The sequence below is a fragment of the Synechococcus sp. RC10B2 genome, assembly GCF_047502635.1.
In genome coordinates, this window is sequence record NZ_JANSHO010000068.1 from 13,383 (window position 1) to 27,763 (window position 14,381).

The window sequence follows — 14,381 nt, forward strand, 5'->3', positions numbered from 1 at the left end:
GCTAGGTTGGCTCAGAATCGGGCAGTACTTTCAACACCACCAGCGTCGTATCGTCCACCGGCTCAGGCCGCAGGGAAATCTCATCCTGAAACAAGAGCCCTGCATCCACTGGCGGCCCTGGGACAACAGGGTGGGATCCCTGGCGGCCCCGGAAGGCGTCCATCTGCTCAAAAAGGTTCTCCAGGATCTCCTCGGGCGACTCGTAGCGACTGGCAGCCCGCTGGATGGCCTCCATCAGACCTGAAGTCTCCAGCCGCTCCCCGCGGGTATTGGCGGCCTCGACATAGCCATCGGTATAATAAACTACAACATCTCCCGGCTGCAGGTGCACGCAGCTTTCCGAGTATTGGCTGTGTTCCTCCAAGCCGATCAGCGCTCCCTCTGTGTCGAGGGGCTGGATGTCGCGGCTGCGGGCCCGCCACCAGAGGGTGGGGTTGTGGGCGGCGTTGCTGAAACAGAGGCGACGGGAGCGGGGATCGTACTCTGAGTAGAACAGGCTGATAAAGCGATTGGAGTTCTCCAGATCGCTGTACATGGCCCGGTTGAGATGTTGGAGAACGCGGGCCGGCGAGTGGCGGTTGAGGGCTTCTGCCCGTACCATGGCGCGGGTCATGCTCATCAACATGCCGGCAGGGACACCTTTGCCCATCACGTCCCCAATTACGATGGCCAGGCGAAAGTCTTCGGATGGCTCAGGGGAAGGGGCCAGGGATCCAACCGGCTCATCGGCGGCGGCCCTAGAGTTTTCCGGTCGCTCGCTGGGGATCTTAATGAAATCGTAGTAATCGCCCCCCACCTTGCTGGCCACACGGCAGCGGGCTGCCAGCCGAATGCCTGGAACCTGGGGGTACTGGCGGGGCAACAGTTGGGTCTGGATGTAGGAGCCGATCTCCATTTCTTTTTCCAGGGCCATTTTGCGGCGCAAGGCCGCCGTCAAGCGCTCGTTCTCGATGGCCACGCCCGCTTGGTCAGCCACCAACCGCAGCAGTTGTTGGCGACGTTCATTCCACTGGTAGCCGGGCTGACGGCTGAAGACGTACAGGCGCCCCTGGACGGAGCTGCGAATCAACAGCGGCGTCCCGAACAGGCGGACATCTGGCCCCAGACTCTGGCGCAGGCGCTCGTCCAAGAGATGTTCCAGGGCTGGGATCTTCACAGACAGGGATCCCTCGGTTTTTAAAATGGGCTCCTGCGCAGACAGAGCTTGGGCGATCTGCTCCATCTCGGCGCGAATCTGCTCGCGGCGGTCGAGGTCCGAACAATGCAGTTGATCTAGCTGGATGGTGCCGTTGGGGTTGAACAACACCAGCGCGCCGCCGTCGGCAGCGGTGAGTTGGCTGGCCACAAAAGCCGTGAGCTCTAGGATCTGGTTCAGGTTGTTGAAGGAGCGCAGGGCAAAGGCCAATCCCCCCAGCAAATACAGCATCGGCTGCTGGTCTGTCCCCAGCTCTGCCACCGGCTCCGGCTTCGGCGGGGCGGGCAAGATGGCCGGTTTCACTTCCGTCAGCTTTCTCTCCTCCGAGGCCGCCTTGGGCGCACCGGCGGGATCCCCATCTGGGCCAGCTTGGGCCGAGCGCAGATCGCCCTGCTCGTCGGTGGGCGGCAGCGACGCAGCCGGAACGTTGGCGGGAAAGGAGTTTCTGTCCGCGCCTTGGGCAAGCAAAGACTCCGTCCAGGACGAACCCGACAGCCCGGCAGGGGGCTGCGCCGGAAAGGCTTTTTGCGGGCCGTACTCATCCATCGGGAACTTAGAGGCAATCCCTTGGAAACATAACGATGCAGTTTAGCAAAAATATCAAAAGCTTTGTCGCAAAAGTTTCAGCCCAATCCCAATAGTCTTCCTTACGCGCGGCGGCGCTGACGGGATCCCCGGCACAGCTCCTGGTAGAGCTGCTCCAACCGGCTGAGGTTGTGGCTGAGGGTGTAGCGCTCCAGCACCCGCTGGCGGGCTTTCATCCCCAGCAGTTGCGTAAATTCCCGTTGATCCCGCAGCAGGGGCAGCAGCGTTTGCAGCTCCACCGCCACCCGAGCCGGATCCAACAGGATCCCGGCTCCATCGGCCAAAACCTCGCCGTCGGCCCCGACGTCGGTGGCCACCGCCGCCACCCCACAGGCCATCGCCTCCAGCAACGACAAAGAGAGCCCCTCGATTAAAGAGGGCAGGATAAACACGTCGGATCCGCGCAGGATCTCGATGCGCTGCTGCTCGTCGGCAACGTAGCCCAGCCAGTGGATCCCGTGCTGGCGGGTGTAGAAGGGCTTGAGGGTATTGAGCAGCGGCCCATCCCCCACAATGAGCAGGCCGCACTTCTCGCCCATTTGAGCTTGCTTCCAGGCTTTGAGCAAGGCCTCCACATTTTTTTCCGGCGAGATCCGCCCTTGGTAAACGAAGATCCGCTCCAGCCCCAACCGTTGCTTAAGGGTGGAGGGCCCCGGCGAATACTTATCCACGTCGACGCCGTTGGGAATGACCACCACCTGCTCGCGGCTCACCCCTAGCCTGACCAAGATCTGCCGCTGTGTTTCCGAGAAGACGATGGTGCGGTCGTAGTGGGCCAAACAAGGAGCATAGAGCTGGTAGGCCAGGTATTGGGTGCGGGAGGCAATGTTGCGCCGCCGCCGGTCGAAGGCCGGGTGGAAGGTGGCCACCAGCGGCTGGTTGAGCTCCGCACAGATCTCCGGCAAGACAAAGTCGATGGGAGAAATCGTCAGCGAGGCATGCACCAGATCCGGCTGCAACTCCCGCAGCGCCTGGGTGAGCAGCCGCCTGGCGTTGGGAGCTGGGATCGTATAAATCTGCGACTTGTACAGACAGGGCAGGGAGACATCCCGCCCCGCCAGCTCAGCACGCCAACGGCTCCCCGGACGGGATCCCTCTACAGCAGGCGCCTCCAGGCTGGGGGAGGGGCTTTCGTTGGTGAAATGGAAAAAGCTCACCTGATGTCCCCGCTCCAAGAGGCCGTTGGTCACCTCACGGCCATAGGTGACGTTGCCACAGAAAGGTGCCTTCTTGCCTATCCAGGCGATGTGCATGGGCGGATCCCTACAGCGCCAGAACGCTGATCTACAAGGGGATGTGCGATTCCAAAGCCTCTATAAGGGTAGCAGACTCGCATCCCACCTCGGCCCGCTCCTCCCCTCTCAGGGGAGAAACCCAGACCGACAAGGCATTGACAGATACCCAGCCCTACGTCGCAGCTATCCAGCAGAAAAACTTATCTGTGCCCCTCTCTGCCCAGCAGACCCCAGAGGTACAGCCCCGCCGACCCGGTCAGGGCCGCCAGGCCGAGAAACGTCCAGGCAAGGCCGAAATAGGTTTCCGCCACCCCCGCCAAAACCAGCGGCAAACTGAGAGCAATGTTGACCGCATTGTTCTGCAGTCCAAAAACCTTGCCGCGCAGATGTTCGGGGGTCTCCTCCTGGAGCAGGGTTTGCATGGGCACCGCCACCAACGCCCCTCCACAGCCCAGCAGGGCAATCCAAGCCAAGCTGGGAAACAGCTTCCCCTCCGTCCAGGACAAGGCCGCCAAGGACAGACACAGCAACAGGGATCCCAGCCCACTCCAGGCGCGACGGCTCACCTGCCGGCCCGTATGCCCCACCCAAAAGGCCCCAATGGCCATGCCCAGGCCGGCAGCCGCCAGCAACACCCCAAACTGATCTGCCTCCAGCTCCGCCGTCACCTCGGCCATGCGCACCGCCAAGACCGCCAGCGCCGCAAACAGCGAGTAGAGCACCACCATTTGCAGCAGGGCCGCGCGGATCAAGGGCATTTGCCCGATGTATTCCAGGCCCAGCTTGAGATCTTCCCAGAGATGGGGAGCCTCCCAAGGTCTGGGCTCCAGCTTCTCGTGGGGTTGCAACAGCAGCAGCAGGGCTCCCGCCGACAGGTAGGCTCCCCCCACCAACAGCTCTGGCCCCACCTCCCAGCCGGGCAACCACGCACGCCCCCAACGATCCGCCAGCGTTAGCAGCGGCTCGCCGATGGCAAAGCCGGCGATCAGCGAAGCCATCATCGTCGTGGTGTAGAGGGAGTTGGCCGCTAACAGCTCCCGCCTGGGCAGGATCAGGGGCAGAGTGGCCTGTTCGGCAGGGGCAAAAAACTGGGTCAAAACAGACACGGCAAAGCTAATCAACAGCAGCCCGCCAAAGCCCAAAGGGATCCCTGGCCAAAGGTTGCGCCCCGCCGTCAGCCAGAGCAGCGGCGGCAACAGCAGCACCAGGATCCCGCGCACCACGTTGGAGAGCACCAGCACCCCCTTCTTGGGCCAGCGATCCACAAATACCCCCGCCAGGCTGCCCAACAACACCGCCGGCAGCGTAAAAGCCAGCATGATCGCCGCCACCCAGCCGCTGATGGAGGCCCCTTCCGGCTGAAACTGCCTCGAGATCAACCCAATCAGCAGCACCAACAACACCTTGTCGGCCAACTGGGAAAACACCTGCCCTATCCACAGCAGCAGGAAATTGCGTCGGCGCAGCACGGCCAGGAAATTTCTCAGGCCTGGCCCGGCCAGAGCAGCATCCTCCTGCTTCAGCTTCTCGGTTGGGCCGTCGTCTTTGGGATCCTCAGGGAGCGGCTCCGGCAAGGGATTCCCGGACGAACACGCCAGCGAGCCGGAGGGAGGACTTGCCGGCGGCTCAAGTGGGGGGGCCTCCGACTTTAGCACCTCAGTTGAAGGAAATGTGGGAGGAAGATCCCGAAGATGAGGAGTCCGCTGGCAGACCTCCGCCTCCCCTTCCGGCCAATCCCCTCGTCGCTCCAAAGTCATAGTGCCCCGTGTAACCTTTCTCCCTCCCCCGCCTTGGCCCTGACAGGTGCTTTTCATGCCGGCTCGTGCCGCCACTGCTGCTGGACGGAGAGAGGTGCCCTGATCTTAATCTTGGCCCATCCCGCAATCAAACTTGCGCGCCCGTCTCGAGGAGGGGGCGACACCTCCCATCGGTCGCGCCGGCAGGATCTCATCAACCCTCTGCCAAGGACAGGGAGCGCAAGGGATCCGGGATCGACTCGCTGGGGGCCACGAAGCTGCCCTTTTCCACAAAAGTGAGGCGCACCGCCAGCCAACGGATGAAATCCTCATTGGTCGAGACCACTGCCCCCAGCGGCTCCTTTAACTTGTGGCGCAGGGGACGCAGCTCTGGAGCTTCCATGAAAGCCGGCTGGGGCACCCAAAAGAAATCGATGGAGCGATGGTGCTCCTCGTAGTGTCGGCGACGCTCCTCCAGCACTTCCTCCAGAGGTTCAGAGCGCAAAAAAGACAGACTGGCAACAATAAAGTGGTAGGTGGTGGGCTCAGCAGCAGGCATACTCTACGATTAACATGTGAGACTCGAACACCTAGAGGCGCGCTCCTGGCGAAAACACAACTTCTCCTGTCGGCTCTTCACCCAGAGTTGCCAACTTCAGCCTACTGGCAGGATTAGTTGGCAGACTTGAGTAAATGCGGGGCGGGATCGCGGGAGCTACACAGGGTCTGACAGTCTTCCAACTGCCGGGGGACGGGCAGCCGCGCCATCACCTCCTCAGGCGGCATAGACTGCTCTGAAGCCTGCCTGAGGGTGGGCAGAGCTTGAGCTGCCCATTCCTGCGCCCAGAGGGGTGTTGTTGAGGAGGGTTCCCCCTGCTCCAACAGCTCCTGACAGAGCGCGGTCGAGCGCTCCAAGTCGCCGCTGCCCTGATAGGCCATGACCAGGGCTACCCGCGCCAAAGCGCATTCCTCAGGGTTTATCCTGGAACCGTTGCGCTCCTTCTGGCGGGGCGAGCTCTCGTGAATCGAGCAGCAGTAGCAGAAAGACTCAAGGAGGTTGATCGCCTCTAAGTAGCGCTCCTGCTTGAGAGCAGTGATGCCGGCACGAAGGGATCCATACGGAGGGGACATGAGCCTAAGTATAGAAAAGATTCTGACGCCTTGCACTTAAGGGCGTTGATGACCTAGCTTTTTATCCGAGGTTTCGTGTCTGATACTACTATACAGCCTTTGGCCAGGCGACCGCGAATCTCCTTACCCTCTTAAGCTTTTGGCAAGGGCGCTCAACTCTTACGGGCCAAGATATAAGTGCTGACGTAGTGGGTTTCTCGGCGCAACACCTCACAGCCTGCCTGCTGCAGGCGCACCCCCAGGTCGTCGCGGATGTAGTCCCGGTAGTAGGGTTCGTGGAAGGTTTGCACAAAAGCTTCCATCGTCTCCTCCAGCTCGGGCGAGTCCAGCAGTTGCACCGAGTCGCAGATGACAATGGCGCCCCCCGGCTTCACCACCCGGCTCATCTCGTTGATGACATTTTGGCGGGCCGGGCCGGGCAGCTCGTGGAAGAGAAACACGCTGACAACCGCATCAAAGGTGGCGTCGGCGTAGGGCATGGCCTCGGCATTGGCGCGGATGAGCTGGGGCAGCTCCCCGGGCAACTCCTGCAACAGCCGGTTGGCCTTGCGCAGATAGGCAGGGGAAAGATCCAGGCCGTACAACGCCGCTTTGGGCAGGGATCCCCGCAGCAGGCGCAGCGTGCGCCCGGTGCCACAAGCTACGTCGAGGATGTGGGGGTCGGATAGAGCAGGATCGAAACCATCCTTGAGCAGGCGGATCACCCGTCGCCGCATCGCATCTGCCGCGCCACCAAACAGCAGTTCCACCTGCAGGTCGTAGAGCTCAGCCGAGCTGTCGCTCAGGTAACCGTTGGTTTGGTAATGAAAATTTTGCAGGTAGTATTTTGGATAGCCCTCGGTGGAGATGTCTGGAGAAAACTCTTGGTAGCGCCGGCTGTGTACCCGCTGAGTGATCTGCGGCAGATCCAGCCATACCTGCGGGTAGTAGCGGGCAAAGTCCAGCCAGGGGTTATCGAAAAGAAGGGCGTGAGGGTAGTAACCTGCCTCGGCGTCTTGCCAATCGACCTGTAGCAGCCGTTCGTAACGAGCCCGCAACTCTTGCAAAGTAGCTGGGCTGACCTTCACCCGCTCCCGCGGCGGTAGGGGCTTCCCAGAGGAAAAACTTTGCAGCTCCCTGAGCACAGAGAGCATCAGCTCCAAAGCCTGGGTGGAGAGAGCCTTGTGGGCAAAGCCAAAGAGATTTTTGCCCCACTGAAAAGCGCGGTAAGCAGCTTCTCCGACTGGAGATGGGATCGGCAGCGACAGCTCGGAGCTCAACTGTAAGCTCATAACCCTGCAAGGTGCGAATGCTTAATGTTTGTTTACGTTAGATTATAGCAAGGCAGCGATGCGAAACCGGCAAGTTCTGGGCCTTGGGAGAGTCGGCGAAATTGGAGCTGTAAACACTCCACTTCCCTGAGAGGGAGAGTACTCTATTGGTGTCCCAGGAAGGACGCCTCTGATGCTTCATGCGCTGGAGGAAGAGGCTGAGCAGGTCGAGTAGATTGGGAAAAGGGGGCGCCCGAGCATGACAGCCAAGACGGTGTTGGTCATTGACGATAGCATCATGATCCGCAAGATGGTGGCCAGCATCTTGGCTGACCAGTTTCAGGTGCTGGAGGCCAAAGACGGCCTAGCGGGCCTGGAGGCTGCCAAAAAACATCACCCCGACCTGATCTTGCTGGATTTTGTCATGCCCAAGATGGACGGCTATGACACATTGCAGGCCATCCGGCAGGAAGAGAGCCTGAAGAATACCCCTGTCATCATCATGTCGGGGATGAAAGAGCAGGTAACAGCCCGCGTCCCTGAGCCTTTTGTCGATTTCGATTTTATTGAAAAGCCGTTTGAGGCGGAGGCTCTTCTGGCTCGCATTCAAAAGGCCCTGCAAGTAGCCCCTGCGGCGGCAGCAGAGCCGGGATCGGAAACCAACACCCAGTTGCTCTTGAACAAGCTCACCGCCATCGAGACGCTGCTCATCCAAGGCACGGAAAACCTGATCCAGCGGGAAGTGGTGACGCGGCTTTCTGATCTCAACCAGCGCCTGGAGCGTCAGGAATCCCACAGCGCTAACCTGGAAGAGCAGATCCGTAAGCTCACCAGCGAGGTGGAACGGCACAGCCAGGGCTTGGCCTTGATCGTCAAGGAGCTAAAGCACATCCGCAAGCTGTTGGGGGGATCCTGATGTCTGAGAGGGTTTTTGAGCGCGCCTATCGGCACCTGGATGCGGTGACGGCCCTGTTTGTGGCTGTGCTGCTGATCTCCAACATCGCCTCCACCAAGATCGTGCTCTTGGGGCCGTTTACGTTCGATGGCGGCACCGTCCTTTTTCCCCTCAGCTACATTTTCGGCGACATCCTCACGGAGGTCTACGGCTATGCCCGCTCGCGGCGGGTGATCTGGCTGGGATTTATCTCGGCGGCCCTGATGTCGGCGACCTTGATGATCGTGGGATCCCTGCCGGCAGCCCCCGACTGGCCCTACCAGGAAGCCTACAAACAGATTCTCGGCCTTACCCCGCGCATTGTACTGGCCAGCCTAATTGCCTACTGGAGCGGCAGCTTTGCCAATGCCTATGTGCTGGCCCGCCTGAAGGTGTGGACGCGGGGACGCTGGCTGTGGACACGCACCATCAGCTCCACCCTGGTGGGCCAGGCGGTGGATACGGGCCTGTTTATTCTCATCGCCTTCTGGGGGGTGTTTCCCGGTCTGATGAGCCTCATTGTCTCCAACTACGTGTTCAAGTGTGCCGTTGAGGCGGTCTGTACGCCCCTGACCTATGTCATCACCGGCTGGCTGAAGCAGCAAGAACAGGAAGACTACTTTGACGTGGCAACCGACTTCAACCCTTTCCGAATGCAGTCCGTATCTGGGTAGTTCATTCGTCCATGGCTGCCCCGACGGATATGGCCAAAAGAGGGATCCCAGTTTTGGTATAGTCAGCTAGAAACCGCAGGAGCCCCGCCCTGTACCCCCCTATATCCCCCCGTATACGGGGGGACTGGGGGGCCGGGGGCCGTGCCGGTCAGGGTCGGGAGGAATGCGGACGACGTATAATCGTGACATGGCCCAAGTCCTGACTATCTCCTGCAAACTCAAGGTGTCTGTGTCGCAAGCCGCCAAGCTGGATGCGACCCTGGATGCCTTCGCAAAGGCACTGAACTGCGTGAATGAGAACACACCAGAGAAGATAGTCAACGCCGTCAAGCTCCAATCTCTCTGCTACCGCGAGATTCGTACCCGCTTCGGACTATCCAGCAACCTGGCACAACAGGTGTGCAGAAGGTTAGCCGGTGCCCGCAAGGTTGCCCAGCAGAAAAACCGTCCAGTCAAGGCGTTCAAGTCTGGCTTTGTTACCTACGATGCCCGCATCTTCTCGTTCCGTGAGAAGGACTGGACGGTGTCGCTGACCACCGTTGAGGGACGGGAACGCTTTGAACTGGATATAGGTCACTACCAGCGCGGCCTGCTAGCGGGTTCAAATCCCAAAGCAGCCACGTTGGTCAAGCGCCAAGGCGGCTCCTACTCCATCCAGATTGGCGTGGAGTCTGAGGTGCCGGAGCCGGAGCACGCCGTCAAGGCCATTGGTGTGGACTTGGGTAGGAGAGATATTGCCCACACCTCTGAGGGAGATAACTGGAATGGACAGCAGTTGAACCAGGTCAGAGACCACTACTCCCGTTTGAGAGGGGTTCTCCAACGCAAGGCCAGCAAGGGCACACGCAGTACACGACGTCGGTGTCAGCAACTGCTGCAACGGCTGTCTGGTCGGGAGAGACGCTTTCAAACTTGGGTGAACCACTGCATCTCCAAGTCGATTGTTGCTAGGGCACTGGCCACTCACCGTTTTATTGCCTTGGAAGACCTGACCGGGATCCGGGAGCGGGTCAACCGGCAGCCGCGCAGCAAGACGGAGCGGCGGCGGGCAAACAGTTGGGCGTTCTACCAGTTGCGGCAGTTTGTGCACTACAAGGCGATGCGGGCAGGGGTGAAGGTTGTGGTGGTTTCGCCGGCCTACAGCTCGCAGACCTGCCACCAGTGCCTGTGGATTGGGCAACGGGAAGGGAAGCATTTTCGCTGTGTGAACCCGGCTTGTGGTTGGGAAGGGGATGCAGATTTGAACGGTGCCAACGGGATTGCACTTTTGGGGGTCGCTGTAAACCAGCCCCCCTACATCCCCCCGCATGCGGGGGGACAAGAGGGGGGTTCGTGGTTGGCTTGCCAGCTGCAGGGCTACCAAAAGCCCGCTCCGTACCCCCCTCAATCCCCCCGCCCCCCGTATACGGGGGGTTGGGGGGCTGGAAGGGGGGGCGGTCGGAGCCGGGTAGTTTACAGCGTTATCCTATCTACCCTGCCGCCGGTGCGCAGCGAGCCGGATCAGGTTGGGCAGCCCGGTGTTGTCGGGAGCTTTTATCCAAGACAAGACTTTTGTGAGGGATCCAGACCATGATGCTCATTTTCCAAATTGCTTTGTTGGTGTTGGTGCTTTACAGCTTGCTGTTGGTGGTGGCGGTGCCGGTGCTCTTCAGCTCGGCCAGCGACTGGAGCCGGGCCAAGAATGTGATTTTGGTGGGATCCCTGCTCTGGGTGCTGATGGTGATCGGGGTGGGGGTACTTAGTTTCTTTAAGTGATATCCTTCGACGCCCATCCCCCAGGCTCCTGGACGTTGCAGAGCATCAGGGTTGCGACTGCAAGGTTCTGGGGGCGGGGAAAACTGCGCATCTCCGCACCCGCGTGGGCCTTGAGCGCTCTCGGTAGAAGGGATCCCACCCCTTACAATGGATAGCAATTTAATCTCATGGCCTTGCTGCTCCCTAGGTCAGCGGCAAGTTGTGCCTACACTGATGTCTTTTGGGAGGTTTGGGTGTTGAGAGCAGTGAAGCGTTCGTGGAGCCTCCGCTTGGCCCGGCTGGGGACGAGGCTGATTTTGGCAGGCTTGTTGGTAGGGGTGCTGTCCCCTTCGGCAGCGGCGCAGTCGGGCCTGGTGATCACCGGCAGCGAAGGGGTACCTGTCCTCAGCTATCGGCTGGATTTTCGCGGCATTCGCGGTCGGTTGGATCGCTATCGCCTGACGATCCCGCCTCAGAACGTGGCGGTGGCAGAGGTGCAGATCAACGGGGATAGAAATTTCGATGCCGTCATCGACCCGGAGAACGTGCGCCTAGAGGTGGAGGGCAAGCCGGTGGAGCTGGCGGAAGTGTACTGGAACGAGGAGTTTCGCTCTTTGGAGGTGGTGGCCCGTCAGCCCATTGCCGCCGGCCAGGAGATCCGCTTGGTGCTCTCCAATGTGCGCAATCCTTCCGCTGCCGGCATCTACCGGGTAGAGGCGCGGGTACGGGGGACAGAGCCCAACCCCCTCTTCCGCAATGTGGGCAACTGGCTCATCACCATCGACGATCCGGAGCGGCTCACTTTCTAAGGGCAGCTCCCTTCGAGCGGGGGAGAGTTTTGAGAGTGGATCCCTGAACAGGGGGTTTCGGGCGTAGCCCTTTTCAGAGACAGGGCAAGGCTGGTGAGGTACTGCGGCATCTCTATCTCCCCTCTCCCTAAGGGAGAGGGGTTGGGGGTGAGGGAAACTCCCCTCCAGACAGTAGCCTGGCGTACTGGGAGAGGCTTTCTTTGGTGCTGGCCGATATCTGGTATCCCAACTGGTGGCAGGCCCTGGTCTTGGGCATGGTGCAAGGGATCACGGAATTTCTGCCCATCAGCAGCACGGCGCACCTGCGGGTGTTTCCAGCTTTGCTGGGCTGGCCGGATGCGGGGGCTTCCTTTGCGGCGGTGATCCAATTGGGCAGCCTGGGAGCGGTGTTGATCTACTTTGCTTCTGACCTGCGCCAGTTGCTCCTCGGCTCCTGGAAGGCTTGGCAGAAGCGAGATTTCCAGGAGGAGTCTTGGCGGCTGCTCATGGGGATCCTGGTGGGAACGCTGCCGATTGTCATAGCGGGCTGGGCCGTCAAGGCCATCTGGGGATCCCCGCCCCGGCAGTTGTGGGTGGTTGCCGCCGCCGCCATCGGCTTGGCCCTGGCTTTGGGCTGGGCAGAACGGGTGGGGAAGCGCCGGCGCGATCTGCACAGCCTGGGCATTGGGGATGGGCTCTGGGTGGGGCTGGCCCAGGCTTTGGCCCTGATCCCAGGGGTATCCCGCTCTGGTGTGACGCTGACGGCGGCTCTGTTGCTGGATTTGCAGCGCTCGGCTGCCGCCCGCTACTCCTTTTTGCTGGGGATCCCGGCCCTCTTTTTGGCCGGGGTGGCGGAGTTTATCGCCGAGTTCAGGGCAGAGGCGCTGCTGTCGCAGGGGCTGGGGACGCTCTCGGCCTTTGTCTTCTCCTACGGGTCCATCGACTGGCTAATTCGATTTTTGCAGCGCAGCAGCACCTGGGTGTTCATTGTCTATCGGATTGGTTTTGGCCTGTTCATTTTCCTGGGGCTGGCCCTGGGGTTTTTGCAACCTTAAGTGGGCTTTTGTTGCCGCAGAATCCGCAGCGCTTTCGGCAGGTGCTCCGCCAGGTGGGCCGGATCCACGCCCGTTAGACCCCGTTCCCCCGCCAAATGGATGGCTGCTTGAGCATGCCACCACACCCCCGCACAGGCGCAACTGAGCAGCTCCGCGATCCCCATCGACTGACCCAGTTGAGCCCTTCTGCGCGCCACCAGGCCGCCGATCAGGCCGGTCAGAACATCGCCGCTGCCGCCGCGGGCCAAAGCCGGTGTGCTTTCCGGGTTGACCCAGCATTCCCCCGTAGGAGAGGCGATGACCGTCCGCGCCCCCTTCAAGACCACTACTGCCCCGCTCTGGGCTGCTGCTCTCTGGGCTGCCTCCATGCGATCTGAAAGCGGGAGGTGCGGAAAAAGCCGGCGAAACTCCCCCAGGTGCGGGGTGAGGATGGCTTGGATCCTGTGTTCTGGCAAGCGCTCCACCCCTATTTCCGCCAAGGCGTTGAGGCCATCGGCGTCGATCACCCAAGGGATCCCGGCCCAATCCTGCAGCAGGATCTCCAGCAGCAGACGGCGGGTTTCTCCCACGCCCGGCCCCACCGCCACCGCCTGAAAGGGTTTCTCGGCCAGCAGGGAGGGGATCCCTTCCCAGGCGTGAACCAAGACTTCCGGCAAAGCGCTGTGGACGAGCCCTTTCAATTCTGCCGGCACCGCCAGGGTTACCATGCCCACGCCGCTGGCGCGGGATCCCAGCCCGGCCAACACCGCCGCCCCGGCATAGGTTGTCGATCCCGCCACCAGCAACAGGGATCCCTGGCGGTATTTGTGGGTATCCAAAGGCGGATCGGGGGGGAAATGGGGCCAGGGGTGCAGCAACACCTGGGGAACTTCCACCTCCGGCCAGGCCCAAGGGGGAATGCCGAAATCGAGGCGGCGCAGACGTCCCACCCAAGGCAGAGCCGCCTCCTGCCACAGGCCCCGCTTCCAGAGGCCCAGGGCATAGGTGTAGCTGGCGCGGATGCAGCAGCCCCAGATCTCGCCTGTCTGGTCGTTGAGGCCGGAGGGCAGGTCCAGGCTGAGGATGGGAATGCCGCTGCCGTTGGCCCACTCCACCGCCTCCGCCCAGGGATCCCCCAGGGGCCGGTTTAGGCCAATGCCAAAGAGGGCGTCGATGAGCAGGTCGCAGTCGGCCAACGCCTCCACCCGCTCCACAAACTCCGCCCCCAGGGCCCTGAGGTAGCGGGCGTGCTCGGCGGTCAGGGGTTTGAGATCTGGCTTGCCCAGCCACACCTTCACCGACCTTTGGGCCAGCCGCAGCTCTCGTCCGACCACCAAGCCGTCGCCGCCATTGTGCCCTGTCCCGCAGAGGATGCCGATGCGCTGGGCCTGGGGAAAATCCTGTTGCAACTGGGCAAAAGCGGCCAGCCCTACCTTTTCCATCAGGGCGGCCACGGGCATGCCGGCAGCGAAGATCTCCTCCTCAAGGCGCTGCATCTGCGCCGCGCTGACCAGGGCGGTGGCCGGGTCGAACTGGCAGCGGGGATCCCTATCGCCACGCCGCGCTGGTGTTACAGGCGGTATCGCTGGGGGGAGAGGGTTCATGGCTCAGTTGCGCCAATGGCGCTTAGCTCGATTACATTCCCATCCGGATCGCGGACAAACACAGCCGCCCGCCCGGAAGCGCTGGGCTGCACCTCATAGCCTGCCTGCAGCAGGCGGGCTTTCACCGCCTCCAGATCTTCCACTCCCAGCGCCACGTGGGGAAGGCGCCCCCACTTCGCCCTGCTGCCACGACTGGCTTGCTGCCCCTGGTCAAGCGGCTCCTCAGTGACGATCAAGTGAATCTGCGAAGACCCCACCTGGTACCAGGCGCCGGGAAAGTCAAAGGGAAACCGTTCTGCCTTGGGGATCCCGAGCACCGTGCCGTAGAAATGCTCGGCCCTGGCCAGATCGCTGACCCAAAGGGCGGTGTGCAGGTGCTGGTAGGCGGGCTTTGGGGAGGCGGTCATGACATTGCTCCGGGAAAGTGCTTGCATCTGTCGAGGGAAACCATATTTTCTCCAAGAGCCTGCTCCGCCTGTGC

Annotated in this window: 14 protein-coding genes; 6 read left to right on the forward strand and 8 right to left on the reverse strand. The window is 61.4% G+C overall.

Translation table 11 applies throughout. The features are described 5' to 3' along the window. Position 1: 1 nt before the first annotated feature. From NW855_RS10040 to NW855_RS10065, 6 genes are all read right to left on the reverse strand, one after another. Positions 2–1,741 (reverse strand): PP2C family protein-serine/threonine phosphatase, encoded by a 1,740-nt coding sequence (locus NW855_RS10040; RefSeq protein WP_228375389.1) that lies wholly within the window; start codon positions 1,739–1,741, stop codon positions 2–4. Positions 1,742–1,842: 101 nt separating this feature from the next. Beyond that, positions 1,843–3,033 (reverse strand): glycosyltransferase family 4 protein, encoded by a 1,191-nt coding sequence (locus NW855_RS10045; RefSeq protein ID WP_414508722.1) that lies wholly within the window; start codon positions 3,031–3,033, stop codon positions 1,843–1,845. Positions 3,034–3,215: 182 nt separating this feature from the next. Further along, complete coding sequence (locus tag NW855_RS10050) at positions 3,216–4,772, reverse strand: MFS transporter (RefSeq protein ID WP_099812612.1); 1,557 nt, start codon at positions 4,770–4,772, stop codon at positions 3,216–3,218. Positions 4,773–4,965: 193 nt separating this feature from the next. Then, the gene (locus tag NW855_RS10055) at positions 4,966–5,310 is read right to left on the reverse strand and encodes an MgPME-cyclase complex family protein (protein ID WP_011429018.1); all 345 of its coding nucleotides are present in this window, start codon (positions 5,308–5,310) and stop codon (positions 4,966–4,968) included. A 113-nt stretch (positions 5,311–5,423) separates the two neighbouring features. Then, positions 5,424–5,882, reverse strand: coding sequence for a hypothetical protein (locus NW855_RS10060; RefSeq protein ID WP_049749696.1), 459 nt, complete (start codon positions 5,880–5,882; stop codon positions 5,424–5,426). Positions 5,883–6,034: 152 nt separating this feature from the next. Then, positions 6,035–7,153 carry a class I SAM-dependent methyltransferase gene (locus tag NW855_RS10065; RefSeq protein ID WP_414508723.1) on the reverse strand — a complete coding sequence of 373 codons (1,119 nt, stop codon included), beginning with the start codon at positions 7,151–7,153 and terminating at the stop codon, positions 6,035–6,037. 238 nt (positions 7,154–7,391) lie between these two features. Here NW855_RS10065 and NW855_RS10070 point away from each other — a divergent pair, with 238 nt between their 5' ends. The 6 genes from NW855_RS10070 to NW855_RS10095 all read left to right on the forward strand — a co-directional run bounded on the left by NW855_RS10070 (position 7,392) and on the right by NW855_RS10095 (position 12,317). Continuing rightward, complete coding sequence (locus tag NW855_RS10070) at positions 7,392–8,048, forward strand: response regulator (protein ID WP_011429015.1); 657 nt, start codon at positions 7,392–7,394, stop codon at positions 8,046–8,048. Further along, on the forward strand, positions 8,048–8,740 hold the full coding sequence (locus tag NW855_RS10075) for a queuosine precursor transporter (protein ID WP_011429014.1): 693 nt from the start codon (positions 8,048–8,050) through the stop codon (positions 8,738–8,740). Before NW855_RS10070 ends, NW855_RS10075 begins: the two co-directional genes overlap by 1 nt. A 187-nt stretch (positions 8,741–8,927) precedes the next feature. After that, on the forward strand, positions 8,928–10,313 hold the full coding sequence (locus NW855_RS10080; RefSeq protein WP_414508724.1) for an RNA-guided endonuclease InsQ/TnpB family protein: 1,386 nt from the start codon (positions 8,928–8,930) through the stop codon (positions 10,311–10,313). Next, a complete protein-coding gene (psbZ, locus tag NW855_RS10085) occupies positions 10,310–10,495 on the forward strand; it encodes a photosystem II reaction center protein PsbZ (protein WP_011429012.1) in 186 nt (61 codons plus the stop codon). Before NW855_RS10080 ends, psbZ begins: the two co-directional genes overlap by 4 nt. Before the next feature lie 233 nt (positions 10,496–10,728). Continuing rightward, a complete protein-coding gene (locus NW855_RS10090) occupies positions 10,729–11,283 on the forward strand; it encodes a DUF2808 domain-containing protein (RefSeq protein ID WP_228375387.1) in 555 nt (184 codons plus the stop codon). 203 nt (positions 11,284–11,486) lie between these two features. Further along, positions 11,487–12,317, forward strand: coding sequence for an undecaprenyl-diphosphate phosphatase (locus tag NW855_RS10095; RefSeq protein ID WP_011429010.1), 831 nt, complete (start codon positions 11,487–11,489; stop codon positions 12,315–12,317). Here the strand turns inward: NW855_RS10095 and NW855_RS10100 are convergent. Next, on the reverse strand, positions 12,314–13,900 hold the full coding sequence (locus NW855_RS10100) for a bifunctional ADP-dependent NAD(P)H-hydrate dehydratase/NAD(P)H-hydrate epimerase (RefSeq protein WP_011429009.1): 1,587 nt from the start codon (positions 13,898–13,900) through the stop codon (positions 12,314–12,316). The two genes, NW855_RS10095 and NW855_RS10100, sit on opposite strands and share 4 nt — an antisense overlap. Further along, complete coding sequence (locus NW855_RS10105) at positions 13,897–14,307, reverse strand: VOC family protein (RefSeq protein WP_011429008.1); 411 nt, start codon at positions 14,305–14,307, stop codon at positions 13,897–13,899. The genes NW855_RS10100 and NW855_RS10105 overlap by 4 nt, the downstream gene beginning before the upstream one ends. Between the last annotated feature and the right edge of the window lie 74 nt (positions 14,308–14,381).

Excerpts from the sequence above, each read along its gene's own strand:
- NW855_RS10040 (WP_228375389.1), bottom strand. The coding sequence starts at position 1,741 with ATGGATGAGTACGGCCCGCAAAAAGCCTTTCCGGCGCAGCCCCCTGCC.
- NW855_RS10045 (WP_414508722.1), bottom strand. The coding sequence starts at position 3,033 with ATGCACATCGCCTGGATAGGCAAGAAGGCACCTTTCTGTGGCAACGTC.
- NW855_RS10050 (WP_099812612.1), bottom strand. The coding sequence starts at position 4,772 with ATGACTTTGGAGCGACGAGGGGATTGGCCGGAAGGGGAGGCGGAGGTC.
- NW855_RS10055 (WP_011429018.1), bottom strand. The coding sequence starts at position 5,310 with ATGCCTGCTGCTGAGCCCACCACCTACCACTTTATTGTTGCCAGTCTG.
- NW855_RS10060 (WP_049749696.1), bottom strand. The coding sequence starts at position 5,882 with ATGTCCCCTCCGTATGGATCCCTTCGTGCCGGCATCACTGCTCTCAAG.
- NW855_RS10065 (WP_414508723.1), bottom strand. The coding sequence starts at position 7,153 with ATGAGCTTACAGTTGAGCTCCGAGCTGTCGCTGCCGATCCCATCTCCA.
- NW855_RS10070 (WP_011429015.1), top strand. The coding sequence starts at position 7,392 with ATGACAGCCAAGACGGTGTTGGTCATTGACGATAGCATCATGATCCGC.
- NW855_RS10075 (WP_011429014.1), top strand. The coding sequence starts at position 8,048 with ATGTCTGAGAGGGTTTTTGAGCGCGCCTATCGGCACCTGGATGCGGTG.
- NW855_RS10080 (WP_414508724.1), top strand. The coding sequence starts at position 8,928 with ATGGCCCAAGTCCTGACTATCTCCTGCAAACTCAAGGTGTCTGTGTCG.
- psbZ (WP_011429012.1), top strand. The coding sequence starts at position 10,310 with ATGATGCTCATTTTCCAAATTGCTTTGTTGGTGTTGGTGCTTTACAGC.
- NW855_RS10100 (WP_011429009.1), bottom strand. The coding sequence starts at position 13,900 with ATGAACCCTCTCCCCCCAGCGATACCGCCTGTAACACCAGCGCGGCGT.
- NW855_RS10105 (WP_011429008.1), bottom strand. The coding sequence starts at position 14,307 with ATGACCGCCTCCCCAAAGCCCGCCTACCAGCACCTGCACACCGCCCTT.